This window comes from Altericroceibacterium endophyticum (assembly GCF_009827595.1).
Classification (GTDB): domain Bacteria; phylum Pseudomonadota; class Alphaproteobacteria; order Sphingomonadales; family Sphingomonadaceae; genus Altericroceibacterium; species Altericroceibacterium endophyticum.
Window position 1 is genome coordinate 359,177 of the sequence record NZ_WTYT01000004.1, and the last position, 23,164, is coordinate 382,340.

The following is a 23,164-nucleotide window of genomic DNA, read 5'->3' on the forward strand; positions in this document are numbered from 1 at the left end:
GCTGCAATCCACCGCCCCGGCTTGTGTTGCAGGAAACGACAAAACCAGCGCCTCGTGACTATGCCGGCGGGCTGGCACAGCTGCGGCAATGTCCACGCCCGCCATCGACCTGTCGCGCCTGCCCGCGCCTGACGTTCTGGAAACGCTCGATAGCGAGGCGATCCTTGCCGCCAGTTTGAGGGATCTGCAGGCGCGCTGGCCGGACTATGACACGCCGCTGGAATCCGACCCGGCAATGAAGCTGCTGGAAGCGGCCGCCTATCGCGAAATGCTGATGCAGGCGCGGATCAATGATGCGGCGCGGTCGGTGATGCTGGCTTTCTCGGCCGGCAGCGATCTCGACCATCTGGGCGCCAACCTGAATGTCGCGCGCCGACTGATCACACCCGCCACCGACCGCACCCCAGCGATCTGGGAAAGCGACACAGAATTTCGCGCGCGTATTCAGCTCGCGCCGGAAATGCTGCCCCATGCGGGGATTACCGCCGGTGGCTATCGCTTCCGCGCTCTGGCCGCTGCGCCCGGCGTGAAAGACGTTGCCGCGAATAAGGGCGATGGTGGCAGGGTAGAAATCGTCCTGCTCGGCCGGAACGGCGATGGCAGCGTGGGCGCCGAAACTGTCGCCACAGTGCGCGATGCCTTCACCGCCGATGATGCGGTACAGCTGACCGATATCGTCACTGTGCGCGCTGCCGACATCATCCCCTTCGATCTCACCGTGCATCTGCAAATCGGGCGCGGTCCTGATCCGGCCGTGATCGTCGGCGAAGCAAGGCAGGCCATCCTTGCCTATGTTGCGCAGCGTCACGCGATTGGCCGCGTTCTCTACCGGCGCGGGATCGAAGCCGCCGCCAAGGTTGGCGATGTCGAACAGGCGATTGCCGATATTCCCGATATCGATCCGGGCAAAGCCGGCGCGGCTTTTCTGGGCGCCCTCACCCTCACGCATGAGGTGCTGTGATGGCGCCCGTTCCCTCGCTCCTCCCCAACAGCAGCACCGCTTTCGAACGCGCCATCGAGCAGGTGATCGGCAGCCGGCAGCTGATGTCGGCGGATCTGATCAGCGCCCCGCTCGACCCCGATCGCTGCCCTGCCCATTTGCTCGGTTTCCTCGCCTGGGCGAAGTCGCTGGAAATCTGGGACGATGACTGGAGCGAGACGAAGAAGCGCGGCACGATCCGCAATGCGGTGCGCCTGCACCGGCTGAAGACCACGCCCGCTGGCATTCGCGACCATCTTCAGCTGGTTGATGCCGAACTGCTTGATCTCGTGCGCCCGCCGGCCACGCCCTATCTCGCACGCGGTCTTAATGATGCGGCGCGCGAAGCCTGGCTGGATGGCCTGCCGCAGCTTCGGATCTATCCCTTCGCCCGGCGCAGCACTGCCCGGCCAGGGCAGATATTCCTCTCCCGCCCGCTTCACCGCGCCTTCCTTGCGGATCAGGCAGGACGCGGCGCGCACGCGCGCTTCCTGCTCACCTCGCGCGGTGTCGCCAATCGGGGCCAGCGCGCCAGCTTTGTCGATGGCGGAGTTACGCATGACACTACGCTCAGCGATACCGGCGATGGCGGCACCCGCGTCACCATCCGCCGCACCGCCGATCGCGCCTTTTATGGTCACAGTCATCTCGGCGTCTTCCTGCGGAAAAGCCGCGCCCATGACAGCCTGCTATCCTTCCGCGTCGCAATGGATGGCCCAGCGCGCGCTCTGTCGCCCGGCCTCAATGCCACAGACATTCGCCCGCGCCGCATACACCAGCGGCGCAGCGCGCAACGCGCACGCGGCTTTCTCGGCCGGCTGCATTTGGGAGACAGATCGGCCTTCCTGCCGGCAAGCGAAGGGCCGATGCTGGTCTATGACCGGATTGCCTTTGCCGTGCCCGGCCGTCCCCTGCCCCGCATACAGGCAACCACCTTCCTTGGCCGCGACCGGCTCGGCATAGCGCCCTTCACCGCAGAAATGCGCATCGGCATTCCGGCAAAACGCCCGCCCGCTCTCGCCAGGCACTTCTATGGCCATGCCGTGCTCTGGAAAGCCAGCACCGCCCGCTTCACCCGCGCGCTGGAGGCGATCCGCGTCTCCAAGGCTCTGCGCGACACGATCAGGGTCACCAGCACCACGCACCGCCCGGTGGCCTTCACCCCTTCGCTTCGCTTCGGCGAATTCATGTTCGGCGAAATCAGAAAGGTCGCCTGATGGAAAAAATCGTCAATTTCCGGGACGGGATGGATCTCAGCTCCACCGATCTCAAGAATATCCAGTCCTTCGCGCAGGAAAGCCTCGATCATATCGTGGCCGATACCGTGACCACGCAGCGCAAATATGCCGGCTTTGCCTCGGTCATGCTCAGCGGCCTGCGCATGCAGGTCAGCGCCGGGCGGCTTTACGATGCGGGCCGCGTCTTCAATATGGAGGCGGCGATCGAGCATGATTTTACCGCCGCCACGCCGGTGCAGCACCGCAAGATCTGCTCGCTCGTTGCCTGGTCCGAAGTGATCGAGACCGGCGAGACCTCGCGCGAGATCCTGATCGATGTCGAAAACCAGACCACCGAAGCGCAAACGGTGATGATGGAAACGCGCCGCGTCGCGCGTCTCTCGGTCCGGCAGGGTGTCGAAAGCCCCGATCCGGTGGCCCCGGCCATCGTTGAAGGCCAGCTGGAAATCGCCCGCATCACGCTGACCACCACCGGCATTGAAAGCATTGCCATGGTGGCAGACAATGCCCTGCCTTCGACTGCAGCCCATGGCACCCGCCTTGCCCATCTCGAGACCTTCCGCCGCGACGCGCAGGCCAAGGTGCAGGGTCTGTCTGGCGATATTGCCGCATTGACTGAAGGCCAGGCCAATATGGTGGGGGTCGAACAATATGGGCAGGTGCTCGACCGTCTCGCGTCTGTTGAGGCAAAGACCGGCGTGCCCGATAGTGCGGTTTCCAGCTTTGCCGATTTCCTGCTCGATGAAAGCGCCAGCGACACCGGCTTTGCCGGCTATCATGCCAAGGTGGAGGAAGGCATTCGCTTTCCCGAAGCGGCATCAAGCACCACCGCACTCGCTCTCAAGAACCCGATCGATCCCGGCGCGAAGCTCAGCGATGGGCTGCTGCTGCCAGCCTATGACCGGGATCTGCGCTTTTCCACCGGCGCGCCCACGGGTGAGGTCAAGCTCAATGGCTATAGCTATCAGACCAATGAGCTGACCCGCAAAACGCTGGTCCGCTATCGCCTGCGACACGGCATTCTGCATCCCTTCAGCTCGCGCTATGCCTTCCTGAAATCGGGGCGCTACGATCTGCTGGGCGCAGTCTTCACCAAACAGGGCGAAGTGCTGCAGGCAAACGCAGCCGCGCGCTCTGCCTTACTGCGCAATCACATTTTCTGGCGCCGCCACTTCCACTGGGTGGACAAGGTGGAGGTGCCCTATTGGGATACGGTCACGGTCGACCACACCGTGCCCGGCACGCAGGTCACCGAAACCTTCCTGCAGGCCAATGACATGGTGCTCGATGCGCTGGGCCTGTGGTTTACCAAGCTCGCCGCCGATGGCGCGGTGACGGTGGCCATCTGCGAGACCGAGCATGGCGTCGCCCGCACCGATCAGGTGATTGCGCAGACCACACTCGACCGGGCCGATCTCTCGGTCGAGAAAGAAACCATCGTGCCACTGCCGCCCACCTTCCTGACCGGCGGCAAGCGCTACGCCATTCTGGTGATGACGGCGGCCGATCACTATCTCGGCACCGTGCAGGGCAGCGTCTATCCGCAGGGCACCTTCTTCTATGTACTGGACGGCCAATATCAGCAGGGTGACGGGACGAAGGATATCGCCTTCAGCCTCTATGGCGCGAAGTTCCGCCAGTCGCGTGCTGTGATCGATCTGGCTGAAGTGCAGCTGGCCGATGGCATTGCGGATATTGATATTCTGACGCAGGCGACCGAGCCGGGCGCAACCGAGCTCACTTTCTTCGTCCAGATCGGCGGCGTCTGGTATCCACTGTCGGACAGTGAGACGACGCCGCTGGCCCAGGGCAATGTACTGCAGAACCTGCTGCCCCTGCGCGTGGTGATGACCGGCACGCCGGAAGTCATGCCGATCCTGAAGCTCGCGGGAAGCCAGCTCACCGTATCGCGCCCTGATCTTTCCTTCAGCTGGATCTCGGAGGAGCGGCATTTGCCAGGTAGCGGCTCCGATGAAATCGTTGCCCGCTTCGAGCTGGAGCGCTTTGACGAGGCCGACCACACGCTAACCCCCAGCCTGCTGACCGGCGCGGCCTATGGCACGGAAACGGCCCCGGACAGCGTATCGGACAGTGTGACCGATGACGGCACGATCCAGCGCACCGCTATCTGGTCGCTCGATGCGGTCGTCACCGACTTCCGCCTGAAGCTCACCGGCACCACCAGCAGCGCCCAGCGCCCCTTCCATGTCGCGGTGCGCCGCGATCATGCGCTGTAAGGCGAACGCAGATGGCCAGTCTTCCGTCCGATCTCGATTTTGAGAAAGACAATGAAGCCAGCCCGGCGCGCATGAACCGGGCGATGCTCTATATCGCCAATCAACTGCGCGCCGCGCTGGGCCAGCGGCAATCGATCGAACAGGCGATCGAGGAATTGCGCGGCCTTGCGCTTGACCGGATTGATCAGGCGCTGACGCCTGTCTTCCTGCAGGCGCAAGGCGATGCTGCCGCGGTGCACGCCATCTATGCGGCGCTGCAGGCGGGCAATACGCTCGATGCCTATCTGCCGCGCAGTGAAGCAGCTCAGCTGGCACCGCTCGCCAGTGCCGCGCTGACCGGCACGCCCACCGCCCCCACGCCTGCAGGCGGGAACAACAGCACGCGGCTTGCCACCACGGCTTTCGTGCTGGGGGAGATTGCCAATATCGTCGGTGCGGCCCCTGACAATCTCAACAGCTTTCAGGAATTTGCCGATGCGCTGGGCGAAGATCCGAACTTTGCCACCACCATCCTGGGCGCACTGGCGACCAAGGCCGAGAAAGACCGCGTCGTCGCCGCTGCGGATACCAGCGGCACTCAGGCCCCCGATGCCGACAGCACCGATATCTGGGCGCTGCTGGGCCTCACTGGCAATGTCACGATCGGCGCCGCCACCGGCAGCCCGCGTGACGGGCAAACGCTGCTGATGCGTATCCGCGATGATGGCACGGCGCGCAGCCTTGCCTGGCACAACTCCTACCGGGCCATCGGCTTTCCGCTGCCAGGCACCACCGAGCCGGGCAAGCTTCTCTATATTGGCGGCAAATGGAATGCAGGCGACGGCAAGTGGGACATGCTGCCCGCAGCATCGGAGGAATAGGCATGGCGCAATTCCTCCGCCCGATCGCCACCACGCTGTCCTCCCGCATTGCCACTGGCGATCACACATCGATCGACGAAGCCGTGCCCGATGATGGCGATTACATCCGCACCCAGAACATCTATCCCGGCGGCGCTGCGGCGGTGTTTGAGTGCCGCCTTTCGCCTGCCCTGCAGCCGCGATCCCCTAACGCTACGCTGCGCCTGCGCTCTTATGACCCGCAGCCTTATGGCAGCTATATGACCCTGTCGCTCAAACAGGGCGCGCAGCAGCTCTGGACCGCCGAATATGACCCGCCCGGCATCGGCATAAGAACGGCAGAAGTAAGCCCTGACATCTCCGGCGTCACCGATTGGAGCGATCTCAGCTTTCGCTGCGAGTTTTACCTGCCTGGCTGGCAGACGCCGGGCGGCGCGCGAAACGTCTATCTCTACTGGCTGGAGCTCGAAATCCCCGACCGCGTCCCTGCCAGCCTGTTGATGCTGCTCTGACATTCTTGACGAGCGCGGAGGAGATTCAAACGCATATGGGTGTCTCAAAGGGCAGCCAAACTCTCGCTACTGGGTAAGTCTGTATGTGATACCCATCCCAGACACATCTTCCACCGTGATATTGTGGCCCTTAATTCTAATCATCTGCGGGAATTCCTCACGAGGCACTACTAACTCTTCTGTGAAAGCGTCTCGGGCGAAGTCAGATTTAAACTCGCGATAGGAAAATCGAAGTGTGTCGCCGTCGGCACCCGAAAATCTGATAATGTATTCAAAATCACTATCGGTTTGGCCTGCGGCCTTCCCGTACTTTGGCCTCTTTTCGGCCTTGATTTTAAAGAAAATCTGGCTCTGATCTTCGCTCCACCGATCAAATGCCCCGTCGCCGTCATCATCGATAAAACAGCCACCACTTCCGTCTGGTCTAACGCATGCCTTAAATTCGGCTTTAGTATCCATTGGATAAATCTGCGTGCCAGCTGGAATGGTACGTTTCCCCCAAAGAGCGCCAATGCGCCCATCTTCATCAAGCACCCAGATATTGTAATCGGCACGATTACGGACGTGAAGAACAGTCTCTCCAATACCGACGGTGACTGGGGCGTCGGAAGATGGCGAAACTACCGTGCTCACCCGCATATCAGAGATAGCCGCATCTGCTTCATGCCATTCCTGGGCACTCGCCTGAAAAATACTCAGCGTCGAAGCTGCAACCCCAAGCATTATGAAACGCATAATCCCCTCCCTCAAAGCTGACTTATCCCAGAGTTCTTTCATTGCAATTCATCCGGCACCGATCAAGTTCGGCGCACCGATATTGTGATGGTTAGCACGCCAAACACACCCGGTAGAGTTCTGCCTCTGCCCACCTGATCCTGCGCGGGCATGGACGACAATCACGACATCCTCGGCAAAATCGGCGATCTGTTGCGTATTGGGCGCATTGCGTCCGTTGATCTGGCGGGTGCCACCGCCACTGTTCAATGCGGCGATGTCCTGTCGCCTGACCTCCCCTGGTTCGAATGGGCCGGTGAATGGCGCAGCTGGTCCCCGCCCGGCGATAAAGAGCAGGTGCTGCTGCTCTGCCCCGAAGCTGATATCGCCAGCGGCATTATTCTGCGCGGGTTGTTCTCCAACAGCGCCCGCGCCCCAGCCTCCACCGCTGAACCCGAATTCCACGGCCCCGATGGTCTGCTGATCCGCCTGACGCGCGATGGCATCGCCATCACCGCACCGGGCGACATCACCGTCGACGGCGACGTGCGCGTCACCGGGACCATCACTGCCAGCACAGACGTAAAAGCCGCCGGCGTCAGCCTGAAAGCGCACCGCCACACCGGCGTGGCCGCCGGCAGCGCAATATCGGGGGCGCCACAATGAGCGGCATGAACCGGCACAGCGGCAAGGCGCTTTCGGGAGAGGATCACATCGCCCAGAGCATTGGCGACATCCTGACCACCCCAATCGGCAGCCGCGTGATGCGGCGCGATTATGGCAGCCGGCTGTTCGAACTGGTCGATACGCCGCTCAATTCCCGTACGTCCCTGCTCTGGACCGCCGCCACCGCCGCCGCGCTCGACAAATGGGAGCCGCGCCTGCGCGTCACCCGCGTGAAGCTGACTGGCTTTGACGGCAGCGGCACGCCGCAGCTCACCATCACGGGAGAGCGCACCGACATTCCCCGCTCGCCCGAGCTGACCCTCTCCATTCCTGTTTGATCCCGAAAGGCGCGCTCATGACCTATTCCCACGGCATCACCATCAATGAAATCAGCGCCACCGCGCGCCCGATCGCCGCCCTCTCCACCGCCGTGATCGGCATGGTTTCTGTCGCCGATGACGCCGACGCGGAGACCTTCCCGCTTAATCGGCCTGTGCTGATCGAGGATGTAACGCAGGCGATCGGCAAAGCTGGCGACAATGGCACGCTCGCCCCCAGCCTCTCCGCGATCGCCGATCAGGCCAGCCCGCCAGCCATCATCGTCCGCGTGGAAGAAGGCGCGGATGAAGAGGAAACCGCCGCCAATATTCTCGGCACAACCACGGCGGAGGGGCACCTGACCGGGATGCAGGCGCTGCTGGGTGCGGAATCGCAATTCGGCCTGCGCCCGCGCATTCTGGGCACGCCGGGTCTCGACACGCTGGATGTTGCCACCGGCCTTGCCACACTGGCCCGCAAACTGCGCGGCTTCGCCTATTGCGCCGCACAGGGAGAAACCCTCGCCGAAGTGCAGGACTACCGGCAGAACTTCAGCGCCCGCGAACAGATGCTGATCTGGCCCGAATTTTCGGATTTCACCGGCAGCGCCATTGCCCGCGCCTTGGGGCTGCGCAGCCGGATCGATCAGGAGACGGGCTGGCATAAGACCCTGTCCAATGTCGCCATCAATGGCGTAACCGGCCTTTCGCGCCCGGTGCCCTTTTCCATTCTGGGCGATCAGCCGACCACCGCCAGCCTGCTGAATGATGCCGATATCACCACTCTGGTGCGGCTCGATGGCTATCGTTTCTGGGGCAACCGCACTTGTTCGGATGATCCGCTATTCGCCTTTGAAAGCGCCGCCCGCACGGCGCAGGTGCTGCAGGACACGATTGCCGATGGCCTGACCTGGGCGATCGACAAGCCGATCGTTCCCGCACTGATCCGCGACATCACCGAAAGCATCAACGCAAAATTCCGCGACATGCAGGCGCAGGAGCTGATCATTGGGGCCGAGGCAAGTTTCCGTGAAAGCGACAACAGCCCTGCCGCCATCGCCGCCGGCAAGCTGGTGTTTGATTACACCTACACGCCCTGCGCCCCGGCGGAATCGATCACGCTCACTCAGCGGATCAGTGAGCGCTTTTACGCGCAGCTGCTCAGCGCCTGAGCCGCCGCTTTCCATCCATCCGCACGGAGTATCGCCATGGGCCTCCCCAAAACCATCAAATATATGAATGTCTATGCCGACGGAGACAGCTTTCTGGGTGAAAGCTCCGAAGTCACCCTGCCCAAGCTCGCGCGCAAGATCGAGGATTGGCGCGGCGGCGGGCATGATGCCGCGCTGGGTGTTGATCTGGGCGGCGAAGCGCTCGAATTCGAATGGAAGGCCGGCGGCTTTCTGGAGAAGGTTTACACCCAGTTTGGCGCGGCATCGGTCAATGCCCTGCAGCTGCGCTTTGTCGGCTCCATTCAGGATGACGGCACCGGCCAGGTCAAAACCATCGATATCACCGTGCGCGGCCGACATCAGGAAATCGACCCCGGCAGCGCCAAGGGCGGCGAGATTGGCGAGACAACGACCAAGACCCGCTGCGCCTATTACAAGCTGATGGTCGATGGCCGCACGCTGATCGAGAAAGATGAGCTGAACATGGTCTTCATCGTCAACGGCGTGGATCGGCTTGCCCAGCATCGCGCCGCACTCGGCATCTGAGTTCACCAGCTTCGCCCCGGCGTGCAATCGAGCGGACGCGCCGGGGCGGAGACCAGCGATCCGCTCCTTTCCCAGAAAGCCTTTCCATGACTGACACGGCCGCTCCCAAGCGCAAGACCAGCGAACCCATCACCCTGTCCGAGCCCATTTGCCGGGGCGAACAGACGATCGAAGCGATCACCCTGCGCAAGCCCAAGGCAGGCGAACTGCGCGGCCTTTCCATTCAGGATCTGATGAGCGCCAAGACTTCCGCCGTGCTCGACCTGCTGCCGCGCATCACCATGCCGCCCATCACGGCTGCCGAGGCCGATGATCTGGAGCCTGAAGACCTCGCTTCCTTTGGCGGCGCGGTGATCGATTTTTTTCTGAGCCCGGCAGAACGGAAGATGATGGAGCAGGCATTGAAGGGCTGATCGCTGATATTGCGATCATCTTTCACTGGCCCCCTTCCGATCTGCTGGAGATGGAACTGGAAGATCTGCTGACCTGGCACAGCTTCGCCATTGCCCGCTGGAACCAGATCCATGAGGCCCCCGAATGAACCAGAAACTGCGCCTTATCGTGAACTTCGCCGGGCAGGATCGCCTGTCCGGCCGTTTGCGCAACATCACGGCCCATGGCCGCGAAGGATCGCGCATTCTCGCCGAAATGAAGGGCGAGGCGCGCAAGGCAGAGCGGGAACTGCGCGACCTGCGCGGCGAGATCGCGCAAGGCGTGGCAACGGGTCGGAAGCTGAGCGATCTGGTGGAGCGCGAACGCCAGCTCGCCGCTGCGGCAAGGCAGGCCAATCAGCGTTTCGAAGAACAGGAAAGGCGGCTGCAGAAGATCACCGCGCACCGCGAGCGCTGGGGCCGCGTGCAGCAGGCGACCGGGAAAGCCGGGGCTTATGCATCTGCTGCGATCACCCTGCCGGCAGTGGCCTTTGCCAGGGGTGCATTCCAGAAGGCGGTCGATAATGAAGAGCTGGAATCCGCCTACGCCCAGACCTTCGGTAATCAGACCAGTGTAATGGACCAATGGGCAGCGCGCACCGCTGCCACGCTCGGCCGCACGCAGATGGAACTGAAGAACGCTGCCAACACCTTCGGCATATTCTTCAATCAGGTGACACCTGATGGCGCACAATCTGCCGCCATGTCGCAAAAGTTCTCTGTTCTCGCGCAGGATCTCGCCAGTTTCTACAACACGGATGAGCAAACCGCGCTGGATAAACTGCGCTCGGGCCTGACCGGAGAGGCAGAACCGCTGCGCGACTTCGGCGTGTTTCTTTCGGCCGCGACAGTGCAGCAGCAAGCTTACAAGATGGGCCTCGCCAAAACAGGCGAAGAATTAACCGAGCAGCAGAAAATTCAGGCGCGCTATGCCCTGATCCTCGCCAGCACCACCAATGCCCAGGGCGACGTTCTGCGCACGCAGGACAGCACCGCAAACCGTCTGCGCGCGGCGAATTCCGCATGGACGGATCTGCAAATCACAGTCGGTGAGAAACTGATCCCCGCCCTCACTCCGGCGATCGGTGTCTTCGCGGATCTGATCAATAAATTCTCCGAGCTTTCGCCCGAAACACAGAAGTGGATTGTGGTTGCCGGCGTCGCGGCCGCAGCACTCGGCCCCCTCCTGCTCGGCATCTCGGCCGCCGCCACCGGCATTCGCGCGCTTATCGGCCCCATCATGCTGATGAACAGCGGGTGGAAAGCCTTCAAGGTCGCAAAGGAAGCGGGAAAGTTCACGCGTATTGCCTCGCTGGCACGCGGAGCCGTTCCCGCCATGCTCTCTTTTGGCAAGGCCGCGCTGACCATGGGCTGGGGCTTCCTGCGCGCAGGCCTGCTGATGCTGGCCAATCCGGCCGTGCTTGCCATCACGCTTCTGGTCCTCGCGATCGGCGCGGCCGCCTATCTGATCTATCGCCACTGGGACACCATCAAACTCGCTTTCGCCAACGGCGTCGCCGCACTTGGCCGGGCATGGGAGTGGATCAAGTCCAGTTTCTCCGCTGGCATCGTCTGGCTGCAGGCCCTCCCCGCAAAAATGGCCAGCTTTGGGCGGGCCATGATCGAAGGGCTGGTGAACGGCATCATGGCCGCGCCGGGCAAGGTCTGGAATGCGCTGAAATCCATCGTGCTGGGCGGCCTCAGCAGGGTACGCGATCTGCTGCAGATCAATTCACCCTCCCGCGTTTTCATGCGTATCGGCGGCTACGTCAGCGAAGGCATGGCGCAGGGCATCGATCGCGGAGGCAAGCGCTCCGTCCGCGCCGCGCAAAGCCTTGCGAGCCGTGTCGCCACCGCTGGCCTTGCCTCGGCTTCCCTCGCTGTCGCAGCCCCGGCAAGCGCAGCGCCTGCACCGATGGCTACCCTCGGCCCAATCACCATCACAATCAAAGCGGCACCGGGGCAGAGCGAGCAGGAAATTGCCGAAGCCGCCATTCGTGAAATGCGCCGGCAGGAAGCAATTGCCCGCGCATCCGCCTTTCAGGACGATGATGATGATTAAGGAGCCCGCCCCATGCTGATGGCCCTCGACATGTTCGCTTTTGAAATCGGCACCCTGCCGTTTCAGGAGCTGCAGCACCGCGCAGACTGGCGTTTTGGTCGCGGCGATCGCTTCGGTGCGCGCCCGGCCACGCAGTTTCTGGGGGCAGGCGAGGATAAGATCGAACTCACCGGCGCGCTTTATCCGGGCGATGGGATCGGCTCTTATTCCTCTCTCGGTCGCATTCGCGAACTGGCCGCACGCGGTGAGGCTTATCGCCTCACCGCTGGCACAGGCGATGTCCTGGGCAGCTATATCATCCTGTCGCTGGAGGAAACGCAGAGCCACTTTTTCGTCGATGGTGCTCCGCGCAAGGCAGATTTCAGCCTGACGCTGGAGCGAGTGGATGGCTGACAATTTCACCCTGCCCCGCGCTGCATGGAAAGTGACGCTGGATGGCCGCGATTTGACCGAATTGATCAACCCGCGCCTTCTCTCCGCCTCGATCTCTGAAAAGCGCAGTGATGAGGCCGACCGGCTTGATATCACCCTCCACGATGCCGATGGGTTGATGGAGATCCCCCGGCCCGGTGCGCTGCTGCATGTGCAGATGGGCTGGATCAGGGGCACCGGCCTGCCGCTCGGTCTGGTCGATAAGGGCACGTTTCGCGTCGATCAGGCAAGCTGGCGCGGCGATCCGGATCAGATCACCATCCGCGCGCGCAGTGCTGATTTCACCGATGCCTTCCGCATTAGGCGGGAGCGCAGCTTTGTCGGTTGCACGGTGGCTGAAATCCTCGGCGCGATTGCCCAGGACAACGGTCTGAAGCTCGCCATCGATGCCTTGCTCGGCAGTCTGATCATTCCCGCCCTCGGCCCCGGCGCCAAAAGCGACGCCGCCTTGCTCCGCGCGCTCGGCCGTCGTTTCGATGCGGTGGCGACGGTAAAGGCCGGTGCGCTGCTCTTTACACCCATCGGCAACGGCCTGTCCGCCAGCGGGCAAAGCCTGCCGGTGGAGGTGATCGACCGCTCCGCCATGAACCGGCCCGAATATGAGCGGATCGAGCGGGAAAATTATGGCGGCGTGATCGCGGTCTGGCACGATCGGGCCACGGCAGAACGGCGGGAAATCCAGATTGGCGGTGATGGCGAGGGAAAGCCAAAGCGGCTGCGCAAGATTTTCGCAAATGCAGAGGATGCCCGGCAAGCCGCGCAGGCTGAAGACCGCCGCATCGGTCGCGCAAAAGCAAAGCTGCGCTTCGAACTGCCACTGGGCAGACCGGATCTGTTTCCGGATCGCCCACTAAGCATCAGCGGGCTGAAGGATGAAGTGAGCGCGCTGAATTGGCTGATTAATGAGATCACCCATACGATGGATGGGAAAAGCGGCTTAGCGACTTCTATTTCTTTAGAATATGGAAACGCAGAAAACTAACAAACCGCATCTGACATCATCTCGCGATTACTATCTGGTCGGATGAATTTCCATTCGCCTTGACCGTCCCGTGTGAAGACCTCGTGGCCCATCTCATCGTAACCTGACTGCGCTGAAAATTTAAAGCGGCCACCACAATCGAAGATAACACGCGTTAGATATTTCACAGCGCCCTTAGTGTCAGGACTTCTCAAAGCCCAGTGCAACCATACCGCTACCCCCTCGCCGGTCTTTTGAATGTCGCTATCGTTAAACCAGACTGTGTCGCTGCTCGAACCCCAAGCATGATCGGGCACGTTGTCGCCCCAAGGTGGATCTTCTTCGAACCAATGCCGAACTATCTCATCCTCTTCCCACCATTTTATGGTTGGCTTGCAATGTTCAAGATTGCAATCATCGCCTTTTTGCCGTCGATCGCTCGATACTGTAGTGGATGGATTAGCAAGCGCTCCGGTCGCCGCTGAAGTAAGTATCAGCGCAAAGGCGATATTTCTCATCTCACACTCTCCTCTCCACATTCACCGACCAAGCGCAGTTTAGGCTTATCCCAGTCGCGGCGGTATATTGCGTTGTTGGAGTTGAGCTGGAGGCAGGCGAGGTTTTCGCCGCCGACATATAGATGCGCCAGTGTGCGGCCGTAGTGGTCTTTGCCGTGGCGTTCGATATGCAGCGGGCCGCGTTTCATGGCGGCGCGTAGGTTGTCGGTGGATTGCTCCGGATCGCCCGGCGCGCAATTGCGGCCAGGGCGGCAATGGCCGGGCATTTCGGGCGCGTCTATGCCGAGCAAGCGAACCCTTTCATCGCCGCAGCGAATGGTATCGCCATCGGTCACCTTGCAGCCGGAAATCTCGGGCAAATCCACACGTTCACCAGAGACTTCCCCTGCCTGACCACACCCTGCGCACAACGTGGCCGCAGCTACGCAAATCATCTTTCCCATATTCATGCGCACTCGATATGCGCAGGAGAACGAAAAGGGAATATCTACCCTTCGGATTTATCAGTTGGCTGTGTTAATCCAAGCTCTTCCGCTGTTGCGCCCGCATTCATCGCAGCGAGAACCAATGCAGCTTCACACGCAGCGATGCCCTGTGCCGCATCGTTGGCAGCATTTTGCATTTCAGCTTTGTGAGAGATTTTGTCGGGTTCATTTAGTGCATCCACCATGGCATCCGCAGAAGCCCACTTCGCCAAATAGGCGTTGGAGCATACCTCCGCTGCATCCTCGAACTGCTTGTGCACCGTATTACCAACGCTGGCCGGGATAGGAATTTCTTTAATATCTTTATGCGTGCTCAGACAGATACGAGCCATGGCTGTTGCCGCATTGAAGAACGCGACATCGCCATCTTGCGCCGCACTTCCGAGATTTTTGCCTGCCTGATCGCAGGGCACCAGCTTGGTCGACAAGTGCTGAAAATACTCGATTGCATCAACCTTAGCCGTAGCGCTTGGCTCTTCTGGAATTTCCTTTTCATTGGAACCACAGGCAGCGAGGGACAAGCACAGCGCCAGCCCCGACAGGCATTTCAAATTCATCTTCCCCCCATTTTTATTTTACATTTTGCGAACAATTCCGACCAGGCGGCCGAGGATGTGGAGTTCGCCATCATAGGCCATTTCTGGTGGTATGGCCTGATTGTCGGATAGGATTTTGACGCCCTCCGGTGTGGCGCGGAGGCGTTTGATCATGCCGGAGCCTGCATAGGCGACCGCCCAGATCTTATCTGACATGGTCATGTTCTTTTGCGAGGTGTCTATCAGCAGCAAATCGCTGTCGAGGATCGTGGGCATCATGCTGTCGCCCGACCCTTGCGCGAAATAGACATCCTCTGGGTTTGCTGAAGTGTAATGGCGTAGCCAGTCGCGGCTGAAATGGCGGACTTGCTTGGTTACCGGGACTTCGAGTTCCGTTGCCCCCAATCCAAAGCGAAGGTCGATCTCCTGCACTTCGACAAGGTCAAGCTGATCGGCAAGCGCCTGCGGCGAAATAGCAGGTAACGCCCCTGCATCGGGATCGTCCGTTTCTCCGGTCAGATACTCTCCAGTGGTTCCGAGAGCCCTGGCAATCTTGTGAAGATGCGAGGAACCGGAGCTTATTCCAGATTCCAGTTTGCCTATCGTCGCTTGGGAAAGGCCGACAAGTTTCGCAAGCTGGGTTTGCGAAAGTTCTCGTGCCTTACGTAATTCAGCGATTCTCTCACCAGTGCGCATTAAAACACCCTATTCCAAAGGGAATTATCTGGAACCATCGATATGCCCTTGACATAATTATTCTGATTGGAATAATTGGCGGCATGGAACACCAAATCACCCCATTCGAAGCGCTGAAGCGCGCATGTGAAGTAGCAGGTGGCCAATCTGCTCTCGGTCGGATCTGTGGCGTCGGACAACCTGCCGTGTGGAAATGGCTACAGTCTGCCAAGCGCCTGCCTGCTGAGCATGTGCTGAAGGTGGAGGCGGAAACCGGCGTCTCGCGTCACTTCCTCCGCCCTGACATTTACCCCCGCGAATTGGCCGCACCGCCTCTCTCCGATCATACTTCGCTCTGCGGCCCGATCTTATCGGCACGCCGCATGGCCGGACACGGCAATAGATCCGTAACTTTGGACGAGAGCGCAGCCTGATGAACGCGCTTCGTCACGACTTTCCCATTCTCGACAGCGAGCCGGTTGATCCTGAAATAGCGGAATTGCAGCGTCAGCTAGCCGTATCAAAGCGCTGGGCTCGGCTGCTGGAGCGCGCGTCGCTGGGAATGGCGCTCGCTATGCTGGCGGTCACCCTGCCGATCATCATCTGGAACATATATCGCGGCTTTTCGGCAGGTGCCTCGTGAACGCTCGTGAATGCCTGTGCATGGGCCTGTCTGTGGTCAGCGGCGCACTTCTGGGCTGGGCCATTCTCTTCTCTATCGCGCTGGATGCTTCCCTATGACCTTGCCCCGCCGCCCTGCCACCTTTGCCCGCGCTCTGGCGCAGATTGCCGATCTGCTGGGCTGGGATGGCTGCGCCGCCGTGCTGGAAAAGTCGGAAAGCCATGTCCGCAAGCTGGGTGCGCCTGATACCGAGCGCGAAATCTCGCTGCGCGATGCCTTGCGTCTCGATGCTGCATGGCGGCGCGCTGGCGGTGAAGGCGCGCCGCTGCTGGAATGCTACGCGATCAAGCTGGATATGGGCGCCCCGACAGAGCCAGCGACGCCAGACTGCATGGTGCGCGGCGCTGGCGATGCCGCAAAGGAAAGCGGCGAAGCGATTGCCGCCGCCCTCGCCCTTGCTGGCAATGCGCAAAACCCATCCGCTCGCACCACTGCCGTGCGGGAGATTGAGGAGGCGATCAATTCGCTTTCCCGTTTGCTCACCCGCATATCGATTACTGAGGAGGGCACGTGCCCGTGAATATGCAAACCAAACTCTCTGTGCCCGGTCGGCCGGTTTACCGCGAACATTCGGGCAAATCCCCGCTTGTCCGCTGCCCCACCTGCGGCGCGCGTGCCAAAAGCCGGACCAGCGCGGAGATTACCCCCACTTACCGCGAGCTGCGCTATTCCTGCTCTGACGTCGAATGCGGCATGACCTGGGTGGCGGGCCTCGCCTTTGTGCGGGAACTGTCGCCCAGCGGTTTTGGCACCGGCTTTCGAGAGGATAAGCCCGAACCGCGCCGGATGCCCGGCCATGAATTCGGCCAGCTTCCGCTGAATGATACTCTGGAGCGCCAGCCCAGCGGCTGATCACCTCCGCGCCCTAACCCTTTCCGAAACCGACGCAACGCCTCGCTGGCCTCAACCAGCGAACCCTTTCTTGCACCCTTTTTAGACTGGCCCGCTCGATGGACGACAAGCTCCGCCAAGACATACTCGCCCGGCTGCAGCGGGATTATAAATTCCGCTCCACCAGCGGCCCGTGGATGCGCGGTGGCCGCTGCCCGGATTGCCGGGGCAAGGAACTCTATATCAGCACCGAAAAGCCATGGGTGCTGCGCTGTGGGCGGGAAAACAAATGCGGCCATGAATGGTCCACCCGCGATCTCTATAGTGAATTGTTCGACAATTGGTCCGACCGGCACCCGCAGCGGCCCGATGATCCCCACGCCGCCGCGAAAGCCTATCTGCGCGACGCGCGCGGGCTGAATGTCGTGAAACTGGCCGGGGCTTTCTCTCAGGAGAATTACTTCGACCGGAAGGCCAATGCCGGGTCTGCCACGGTGCGCTTCCAGATGCCCGAAGGCGGATGGTGGGAAAGGCTGATCGACCGGCCCCACCGTTTCGGGAAGAAGAAAGCCAATATCAAATATGGCTACAGCTTCCGGGGGCATGCCTGGCAACACCCATCGCTTTCCATGGAGGATCTGGCCACGGCCAGCGAGATCTGGATTGCCGAGGGGATCTTCGACGCGGTCGCTCTGGCCGAAGCTTTCGAAAGTGAAAGACCCGGTGCCCGTGCGGTCTCCTCAATCTCGACCAATAACTATCCGGCAAAGTGGCTGGAGGCACTGGCAGAAGCCGTGGCTGCGCGCGGAACCAGCGCCCGCCGCCCGGTGCTGGTCTTTGCCTTCGACGTCGGCCCCGCCGGTGTGCGCTACGCCCGGCGATGGGTCGATCAGGCGCGGCAGGATGGCTGGACAGCGCGCGCGGCGCAGGTGCGGCCCGATGGCGAAGGCACGAAGCTGGACTGGAACGATTTGCACCAGCGCGGAATGCTGGAGGCCGAACAGCTCGACGCCTATCTCGAAAATGGCGACATCACGACCGCGGAAAACGCGGCGGAGAAAGCCTTCCTGCTCTATCGCCGATCGCGCCGGGCCGAATTCCCGCTGACCTTCAAAAGCCGCCAGCTTTGGGCACGCTTTGCGGCAGAGCGGATTAACGAACTGATCCAGTCCTATGGGGAGGATAAAACTCTCGCGGCGCTCTCCAATGAAGAAAAATGGGACCGCGCCGCGCGTGAAGCGGTCGAAATTACAGAGATCGCCAACTGCACATTCCGCGCGCTCTATTTCCAGCGTGATGCGGCCCTGAATGACAGCACCTATTATCTGCGCATCGACTTTCCGGGGAAGCAGGACACGGTGAAGGCCAACTTCCCCGGCCCAGCCATGGCTGGCGGCGGGGAATTCAAGAAACGGCTGATCTCGGTCGCGCCCGGCGCAATCTATACCGGCTCCACATGGCAGCTCGACAAGCTGATGGAGCGGCAGCTCGATGGCATCCGCACTGTCGATGCGCTCTATTTCTCCGGCTATTCGATCGAACACAACGCCTGGATGTTTGACGATATTGCCGTCACCGATGGCCGCGTCGTTCCCCTGAATGACGAAGACTACTTTGAAATCGGCAAAGTCGGGGTGAAGCCTACCGGGGCAACCGGCGAATTCGCGATCGATTATGATCCGAACCATGCCGATTACAGCTGGTGGCCGGATCTTTATGCGTCCTTCGGCCCGCTCGGCCTCGTCTCGCTCGCTTATTGGCTGCTCTCGCTCTTTGCCGAACAGGTCCGGCGCGACCAGCAAAGCCTCGGTTTTCTGGAGATATCGGGTGAACCGGGGTCCGGTAAATCGACGCTGCTGATGTTCCTTTGGAAACTAGTCGGTCGGCGGCACAATTATGAAGGCTTCGATCCCGCCAGCGCCACCGCTGCCGGCATTGCCCGCGAACTGGTCAAATATGGCAATCTGCCGGTGGTCTTTCTGGAAGGGGACCGGAAGAAAGATCAGCCCTCCACCCGCAAATTCGACTGGTCGGAACTCAAGAAGATCTACAACGGCCATTCGCCCCGCACGCGCGGCATCGCCAATGGCGGCACCGACACATTCAGCCCGCCTTTTCGCGGCGCGCTGGTGATCGCACAGAATGATCCGATCCGTGAAGCGGAAGAGGCGGTGCTCGAACGCATCATGCCGTTGAAGGTCGATAAGAGCCGCTTTTCGCCAGAGGGTAAGGCTGCCGGCAACCGGCTGAAACGGCACGATGTTGAAGACGTTTCGCATTGGATGATCGCCATGATCCGGCAGGAGCGGCAGATCATCGACCATTATCATGCGCGCTTCACCCATCATGAAGATCGACTGCTCGCCCATCCCGAAGTGCAGAATGACCGGCTTGCCTTCAACCATGCGCAGCTCGCCGCCGCGCTCGACTGTCTGGCGCAGGCAATGGTGGTGGATGGGAAAGCGACGATCAGTCCGGCCGAGCTGAATGACGGCCACCAGTTGATCGAGCAAATGTGCCTGGCACAGCATGGCGCTCTGGGTGCGGATCATCCCATCATCGCGCAGTTCTGGGAAAGCTTCGATTATCTCGATCAGAAAATGACCGAGGGGAAGAGCGAGGCGGAATGCGCCGGGCTCAATCACCACCGCAAACAGGCGCAAGGCCTGATCGCGCTCAGCATGCCCGAGGTTGAACAGGCCTTCGCCCATTACCGCATGACGATCCCCGGCGCCTCCATGCTTGAGCTGAAGAAAATGCTGCCCACCAGCAAAGCCCGCAAATTCATCCGCTCCGGGCAGGTCAACTGCCGCGACGGGCGCAACCGCCATTGCTGGATTTTCCAGTGTGATCCCCAGACCAAGACTGAAGGACTGCCGATATGACGGCCACCGAAACTGAAACGCGGCCCATGGGCCTCGTCCCCGTCACCGATGGCATGGGCGGCATTCGCCATGAATTCCGCGCCCTGCCCCCTGAAAAGCCCAAATCCGCGCGCAAGACACGCACCGCGCCCGATCCGATCGATGCCAATCCGGACAGCGCCGCGCAGCAGCTCAAGCAGCTGATCGAACGGCTAGAGCGGCTCGAAGAGGAAAAGCGCGGCATCGCTGACGATATCAAGGAAGTGAAATCGGAAGCGAAAGCGCTCGGCTATGACGTGAAAACCATCACCGCGATCATCGCCATGCGCAAACTCTCACCCGATGTCCGGCAGGAAGCTGAGGCAATTCTCGATACCTACAAGACCGCGCTGGGGATCGTATGATGCAGGACTGGAGCCATCCCGCTTTCGAAAACCCGGATTGCGCCATCTGGAATGATGATGAAATCGCCGCCGAAGCCCGCGCCGCTTTCGATCGCCGCCGCGAGACCTATCCCGGCCTGATCAAGGCGGGCCGGATCACGGTGGCAGAGGCGCGGCAGGATACCGAAGGCTGGCGCGCGATCGCCCGCGACTGGCAATGGATCGCCTTCGGCCAGGGCACGCCCGAGACCACGGCCACGCTCGATCTGCGGATTACCGCGCTGGATACCGCGATCGCCCGCTGGCTCGATATGGTCATCGATCACGGCCTCCCGCCCACGGAGGAAGAAGCCACACAGGGCGGCTTGCTCTGCGCCATGCGCTGGTGGGCAGAACGCGAAAAGCCTCCTTGGATGGCCTTCCACCATATCCGCTGGACCTCCGCCATCGGCCACGATTGGCGCCGGGAAAACGGATACCCGACACGCGGCGAATTGCTCGCCGGCTCCTCCAAATCCCCACCTGTGAAAGATGCCGCATGACCACTCAGCCCAAAGACCGCCTGCTCACGATCCGCGAAGTGATGCAACGCACCTCGCTTTCCCGCTCCTATGTCTATCACCTGGTCAAACAGGGCGACTTCCCCGAACCAATCAAACTCGGCCCCAAATGCACCCGCTGGTCCGAACGCGCTCTCGATCAATGGCTGCAGGAAAAGCTGTCTTAATGAAATTGGAATCAGGCGGCCTAGAGATTGGTCTGCTTTCAGCAGATCAATCCGCCGGCTCGAACGGCAGGAAATCGTGGGAAGCGGACAATCTCAATCCGCCAAATTTTGGGACGCTCTTGGAGAAGATATCAGTGGCTTCTGGAATTTAGGTCGCACTTGTCGCAAGTCCAACAATAAACTGCAGAAGGCTCAGCGCCGCCAACGAGGCAGTTACGGTCGGGTGATTGAGTAGTCGAATGATTTCCGGCCAAGGGACATTGGGCGCTTCCAACAGAATTATCACTGCCTCTACGCGCTTACAGGCGTCTGTCCGTGTTTGAACATCTGCGTCAGATTGCATTATGGCCGATTGCAGGGCCTTAGTTCGCTCGCGGATGATCGCGGCGTCAATCGGACTCACGCTTTTTGCCAGCCCTGTCCAATTGGTGCTGTCGATCTTCTTTTGAAGTTCTCGACGCTCGACGTCAGACACCGCTTTTTCGTCAGTCTCCTCCGCATGGACATATCGAGGATAAAGGTAGTCATACCTCGGATGGTTCAAGGCATCGGGGGAAGCTTGATAGTATCTTTGTTGATCAGTGTCTGAAGTCTTCGCTTCGAGCAATCCATCGGACGACATGCGTTCCAAAATCGCGCTTAAGGCCCCCTTTTCCTCAAGCGTCTGAAGCTTCTCAAAAAACGCACCTCGCCAGCCACTTGTGCGACTCACTTGCTCGAAAATTGCATCAATCGGTTGCGCACCTCGAGCAGCCCATTCATCATTGATGAAATATCGGAGGAGCAGACGCTCCATGTCTTCGTCCGATGAATTCATCCTAGCATCGCCCAAACTTCATAAAAAGATATAAGCTGTGAATGGCGGCAGCCTACCGCTTTCCGCAACGTCCGCAATTGGGTCGTGTGCAGAACAGCAGCTTTTCAGAAGAAAACTGGCAAAGCTGCCACTTCCTGCAACCGCCAGGCTATTTCGAACCTTAGGGATTGAAACGTCCAGGGCCATTGCTCGCCCAGCGAATCGGTTGCCCCATATGAACGGCAACCGGCCACATGTCTTTCAGCAGTAGATCGGCCCATTCACCGGCCAGCTCACGTCGCCGGGTCATATACGCCGCGCGGTTATAGGCCCGCTCCACCTTGTTGGTCGGCACATGCGCCAGCATCAGATCGATCACGGCCCTGTCATTCGGGCGGCCAAGATCATTTGCCCGCTCATTCATGATGGTCGAGAAGGCAGAACGGAAGCCATGCGGCACATGTCGCTGGTAATATCCGGCGCGGATCAACAACGCGCGCAGCGTATTTTCGCTCATTGGGCGGTGCCCATGCCGCTCAGAAGGAAACACGAGCGGGAAATGCCCGGTCAGCGGCTCTATCGCCCGGATCACTTCCACCGATTGCGGTGCAAGCGGCACCAGATGGTCGCCATCCGTCTCTTGCTTGCGCCCCATATCGCCCTTCATCCGCGCAGCCGGAATGCGCCACAGCGGCTCCGGACCATCCAGATCCTCGAATTCATGCCACCGTGCCCCATGCAGCTCCCCTGGGCGAACCGCCGTCAAAGCGATCAGCCGCAGCGCCAACTTCGTCTGCACCCGGCATCTTTCCGCCTCACAATCGACGAGCAATTGCCGGAGCTGATCCAGATGGGTGATCGCCGGCTGCGATTTGGTTTTTGGCTTGGGCGGCAAGATAGCGCGCAGCCCCGCCGCCGGATCGGCCGAGACATATCCAAGCGCGATACCATAAACGAAAACCGCACTGATTCGCTGCCGAAGCCGGTGCGCCGTCTCGATCGCGCCGCGATCGGCAACGCTCCGCAGCAGCCGCAGGACGCAAGGCGCATCGATATCGGCAAGCCGCATTTCGCCAATGGCCGGATAGATTTCATTCTCAAGGCTGGCTTTCACATCAGAAAGATGCACCGCCGACCAGCGCGGTTTCTGCCCGTCCAGCCACTCCAGCGCCACTTTCCGGAAACTCGGCCGCAGATCCTCATCCGCATTAGCGCGGGAAAAGAGATCAGTCGGCGAAGGCTCCAGCCCCCGCGCCAGCATACTTTTGGCCACATCGCGCGCCTCGCGCGCATCTTTCAGTGATATGGCCGGATAGCTGCCGATCGTCAGCGTCTTCTGCAGCGGCTTGCCCTGGGCATTGCGCCCGAACTTATAATTCATCCGCCAACTGCGCGCGCGCTTGGCCGTCACGAACAGATAGAGCTGCTCCCCATCGGAAAGCTTATAAGCCTTATCCCGCGCCTTCGCCGCCCGCACCTTAGCGTCGGACAATCGCCCCATACCATATTCTCCGAATCCGATACCATACTCGATACCACAAGGCTTATCGGATAAATGAGA

Annotated in this window: 29 protein-coding genes; 22 read left to right on the top strand and 7 right to left on the bottom strand. The window is 60.7% G+C overall.

Annotated elements, in window-relative coordinates; translation table 11 throughout:
- Nucleotides 1-88 precede the first annotated feature (88 nt).
- The 5 genes from GRI91_RS10825 to GRI91_RS10845 are packed head-to-tail and all read left to right on the top strand — an operon-like array spanning nucleotide 89 to nucleotide 5,805.
- Nucleotides 89-961, top strand: coding sequence for a baseplate assembly protein (locus tag GRI91_RS10825; protein ID WP_160736679.1), 873 nt, complete (start codon nucleotides 89-91; stop codon nucleotides 959-961).
- Nucleotides 961-2,196: a phage tail protein I gene (locus GRI91_RS10830; protein WP_160736680.1), complete on the top strand. Its 1,236-nt coding sequence runs from the start codon at nucleotides 961-963 to the stop codon at nucleotides 2,194-2,196. The genes GRI91_RS10825 and GRI91_RS10830 overlap by 1 nt, the downstream gene beginning before the upstream one ends.
- Nucleotides 2,196-4,454 carry a hypothetical protein gene (locus GRI91_RS10835; protein ID WP_160736681.1) on the top strand — a complete coding sequence of 753 codons (2,259 nt, stop codon included), beginning with the start codon at nucleotides 2,196-2,198 and terminating at the stop codon, nucleotides 4,452-4,454. The genes GRI91_RS10830 and GRI91_RS10835 overlap by 1 nt, the downstream gene beginning before the upstream one ends.
- Nucleotides 4,455-4,465: 11 nt before the next feature.
- Nucleotides 4,466-5,314, top strand: a complete 849-nt coding sequence (locus GRI91_RS10840) for a hypothetical protein (protein ID WP_160736682.1) — start codon at nucleotides 4,466-4,468, stop codon at nucleotides 5,312-5,314.
- A gap of 2 nt (nucleotides 5,315-5,316) precedes the next feature.
- On the top strand, nucleotides 5,317-5,805 hold the full coding sequence (locus tag GRI91_RS10845) for a hypothetical protein (protein WP_160736683.1): 489 nt from the start codon (nucleotides 5,317-5,319) through the stop codon (nucleotides 5,803-5,805).
- A gap of 66 nt (nucleotides 5,806-5,871) precedes the next feature.
- Here the strand turns inward: GRI91_RS10845 and GRI91_RS10850 are convergent, their stop codons facing one another.
- Nucleotides 5,872-6,582, bottom strand: coding sequence for a hypothetical protein (locus tag GRI91_RS10850; RefSeq protein WP_160736684.1), 711 nt, complete (start codon nucleotides 6,580-6,582; stop codon nucleotides 5,872-5,874).
- A 108-nt stretch (nucleotides 6,583-6,690) separates the two neighbouring features.
- Between GRI91_RS10850 and GRI91_RS10855 the strand changes: the two genes are divergently transcribed.
- The 9 genes from GRI91_RS10855 (at nucleotide 6,691) to GRI91_RS10895 (ending at nucleotide 13,127) form a co-directional block, all read left to right on the top strand.
- Complete coding sequence (locus GRI91_RS10855; protein ID WP_160736685.1) at nucleotides 6,691-7,185, top strand: phage baseplate assembly protein V; 495 nt, start codon at nucleotides 6,691-6,693, stop codon at nucleotides 7,183-7,185.
- A gap of 5 nt (nucleotides 7,186-7,190) precedes the next feature.
- Nucleotides 7,191-7,523: a GPW/gp25 family protein gene (locus GRI91_RS10860; protein ID WP_337190361.1), complete on the top strand. Its 333-nt coding sequence runs from the start codon at nucleotides 7,191-7,193 to the stop codon at nucleotides 7,521-7,523.
- Between the two features lie 17 nt (nucleotides 7,524-7,540).
- Nucleotides 7,541-8,674 carry a phage tail sheath subtilisin-like domain-containing protein gene (locus tag GRI91_RS10865; RefSeq protein WP_160736687.1) on the top strand — a complete coding sequence of 378 codons (1,134 nt, stop codon included), beginning with the start codon at nucleotides 7,541-7,543 and terminating at the stop codon, nucleotides 8,672-8,674.
- Nucleotides 8,675-8,710: 36 nt separating this feature from the next.
- Nucleotides 8,711-9,220, top strand: coding sequence for a phage major tail tube protein (locus GRI91_RS10870; RefSeq protein ID WP_160736688.1), 510 nt, complete (start codon nucleotides 8,711-8,713; stop codon nucleotides 9,218-9,220).
- A gap of 86 nt (nucleotides 9,221-9,306) precedes the next feature.
- Complete coding sequence (locus GRI91_RS10875; RefSeq protein WP_160736689.1) at nucleotides 9,307-9,633, top strand: phage tail assembly protein; 327 nt, start codon at nucleotides 9,307-9,309, stop codon at nucleotides 9,631-9,633.
- Nucleotides 9,634-9,641: 8 nt separating this feature from the next.
- Nucleotides 9,642-9,761 carry a GpE family phage tail protein gene (locus GRI91_RS16285; RefSeq protein WP_337190363.1) on the top strand — a complete coding sequence of 40 codons (120 nt, stop codon included), beginning with the start codon at nucleotides 9,642-9,644 and terminating at the stop codon, nucleotides 9,759-9,761.
- A complete protein-coding gene (locus GRI91_RS10885) occupies nucleotides 9,758-11,713 on the top strand; it encodes a phage tail tape measure protein (protein WP_160736690.1) in 1,956 nt (651 codons plus the stop codon). Before GRI91_RS16285 ends, GRI91_RS10885 begins: the two co-directional genes overlap by 4 nt.
- A 12-nt stretch (nucleotides 11,714-11,725) precedes the next feature.
- Nucleotides 11,726-12,106 carry a phage tail protein gene (locus GRI91_RS10890; protein ID WP_160736691.1) on the top strand — a complete coding sequence of 127 codons (381 nt, stop codon included), beginning with the start codon at nucleotides 11,726-11,728 and terminating at the stop codon, nucleotides 12,104-12,106.
- A complete protein-coding gene (locus tag GRI91_RS10895; RefSeq protein WP_160736692.1) occupies nucleotides 12,099-13,127 on the top strand; it encodes a phage late control D family protein in 1,029 nt (342 codons plus the stop codon). The genes GRI91_RS10890 and GRI91_RS10895 overlap by 8 nt, the downstream gene beginning before the upstream one ends.
- On the opposite strand, the gene GRI91_RS10900 is transcribed toward GRI91_RS10895, so the two are convergent.
- Genes GRI91_RS10900 through GRI91_RS10915 form a run of 4 tightly spaced genes read right to left on the bottom strand, consistent with a single transcriptional unit; the run spans nucleotide 13,124 to nucleotide 15,341 of the window.
- On the bottom strand, nucleotides 13,124-13,624 hold the full coding sequence (locus GRI91_RS10900) for a surface-adhesin E family protein (protein ID WP_160736693.1): 501 nt from the start codon (nucleotides 13,622-13,624) through the stop codon (nucleotides 13,124-13,126). The genes GRI91_RS10895 and GRI91_RS10900 overlap by 4 nt on opposite strands.
- Nucleotides 13,621-14,067 (bottom strand): thermonuclease family protein, encoded by a 447-nt coding sequence (locus tag GRI91_RS10905; protein ID WP_237437798.1) that lies wholly within the window; start codon nucleotides 14,065-14,067, stop codon nucleotides 13,621-13,623. Before GRI91_RS10905 ends, GRI91_RS10900 begins: the two co-directional genes overlap by 4 nt.
- A gap of 44 nt (nucleotides 14,068-14,111) precedes the next feature.
- Nucleotides 14,112-14,666, bottom strand: a complete 555-nt coding sequence (locus GRI91_RS10910) for a hypothetical protein (protein ID WP_160736694.1) — start codon at nucleotides 14,664-14,666, stop codon at nucleotides 14,112-14,114.
- Nucleotides 14,667-14,684: 18 nt separating this feature from the next.
- Nucleotides 14,685-15,341 (bottom strand): XRE family transcriptional regulator, encoded by a 657-nt coding sequence (locus GRI91_RS10915; protein ID WP_160736695.1) that lies wholly within the window; start codon nucleotides 15,339-15,341, stop codon nucleotides 14,685-14,687.
- A gap of 83 nt (nucleotides 15,342-15,424) precedes the next feature.
- On the opposite strand from GRI91_RS10915, the gene GRI91_RS10920 reads away from it, so the two are divergent.
- The 8 genes from GRI91_RS10920 to GRI91_RS10955 all read left to right on the top strand — a co-directional run bounded on the left by GRI91_RS10920 (nucleotide 15,425) and on the right by GRI91_RS10955 (nucleotide 20,807).
- Complete coding sequence (locus tag GRI91_RS10920) at nucleotides 15,425-15,754, top strand: transcriptional regulator (RefSeq protein WP_160736696.1); 330 nt, start codon at nucleotides 15,425-15,427, stop codon at nucleotides 15,752-15,754.
- A complete protein-coding gene (locus tag GRI91_RS10925) occupies nucleotides 15,754-15,963 on the top strand; it encodes a hypothetical protein (RefSeq protein ID WP_160736697.1) in 210 nt (69 codons plus the stop codon). The genes GRI91_RS10920 and GRI91_RS10925 overlap by 1 nt, the downstream gene beginning before the upstream one ends.
- Nucleotides 15,964-16,057: 94 nt before the next feature.
- The gene (locus GRI91_RS10930) at nucleotides 16,058-16,522 is read left to right on the top strand and encodes a hypothetical protein (protein ID WP_160736698.1); all 465 of its coding nucleotides are present in this window, start codon (nucleotides 16,058-16,060) and stop codon (nucleotides 16,520-16,522) included.
- 2 nt (nucleotides 16,523-16,524) lie between these two features.
- Nucleotides 16,525-16,854 carry an Ogr/Delta-like zinc finger protein gene (locus GRI91_RS10935; RefSeq protein ID WP_237437817.1) on the top strand — a complete coding sequence of 110 codons (330 nt, stop codon included), beginning with the start codon at nucleotides 16,525-16,527 and terminating at the stop codon, nucleotides 16,852-16,854.
- Nucleotides 16,855-16,952: 98 nt separating this feature from the next.
- Nucleotides 16,953-19,718, top strand: a complete 2,766-nt coding sequence (locus tag GRI91_RS10940; protein WP_160736700.1) for a toprim domain-containing protein — start codon at nucleotides 16,953-16,955, stop codon at nucleotides 19,716-19,718.
- Between the two features lie 137 nt (nucleotides 19,719-19,855).
- Complete coding sequence (locus GRI91_RS16150) at nucleotides 19,856-20,101, top strand: DUF2312 domain-containing protein (RefSeq protein WP_337190364.1); 246 nt, start codon at nucleotides 19,856-19,858, stop codon at nucleotides 20,099-20,101.
- Nucleotides 20,098-20,622, top strand: a complete 525-nt coding sequence (locus GRI91_RS10950) for a hypothetical protein (RefSeq protein WP_160736701.1) — start codon at nucleotides 20,098-20,100, stop codon at nucleotides 20,620-20,622. The genes GRI91_RS16150 and GRI91_RS10950 overlap by 4 nt, the downstream gene beginning before the upstream one ends.
- On the top strand, nucleotides 20,619-20,807 hold the full coding sequence (locus tag GRI91_RS10955) for a helix-turn-helix transcriptional regulator (RefSeq protein ID WP_160736702.1): 189 nt from the start codon (nucleotides 20,619-20,621) through the stop codon (nucleotides 20,805-20,807). The genes GRI91_RS10950 and GRI91_RS10955 overlap by 4 nt, the downstream gene beginning before the upstream one ends.
- 148 nt (nucleotides 20,808-20,955) lie before the next feature.
- On the opposite strand, the gene GRI91_RS10960 is transcribed toward GRI91_RS10955, so the two are convergent.
- Together GRI91_RS10960 and GRI91_RS10965 are read right to left on the bottom strand one after the other, a co-directional pair.
- A complete protein-coding gene (locus GRI91_RS10960; RefSeq protein WP_160736703.1) occupies nucleotides 20,956-21,624 on the bottom strand; it encodes a hypothetical protein in 669 nt (222 codons plus the stop codon).
- A 160-nt stretch (nucleotides 21,625-21,784) separates the two neighbouring features.
- Complete coding sequence (locus tag GRI91_RS10965; protein ID WP_160736704.1) at nucleotides 21,785-23,104, bottom strand: tyrosine-type recombinase/integrase; 1,320 nt, start codon at nucleotides 23,102-23,104, stop codon at nucleotides 21,785-21,787.
- Nucleotides 23,105-23,164 lie beyond the last annotated feature (60 nt).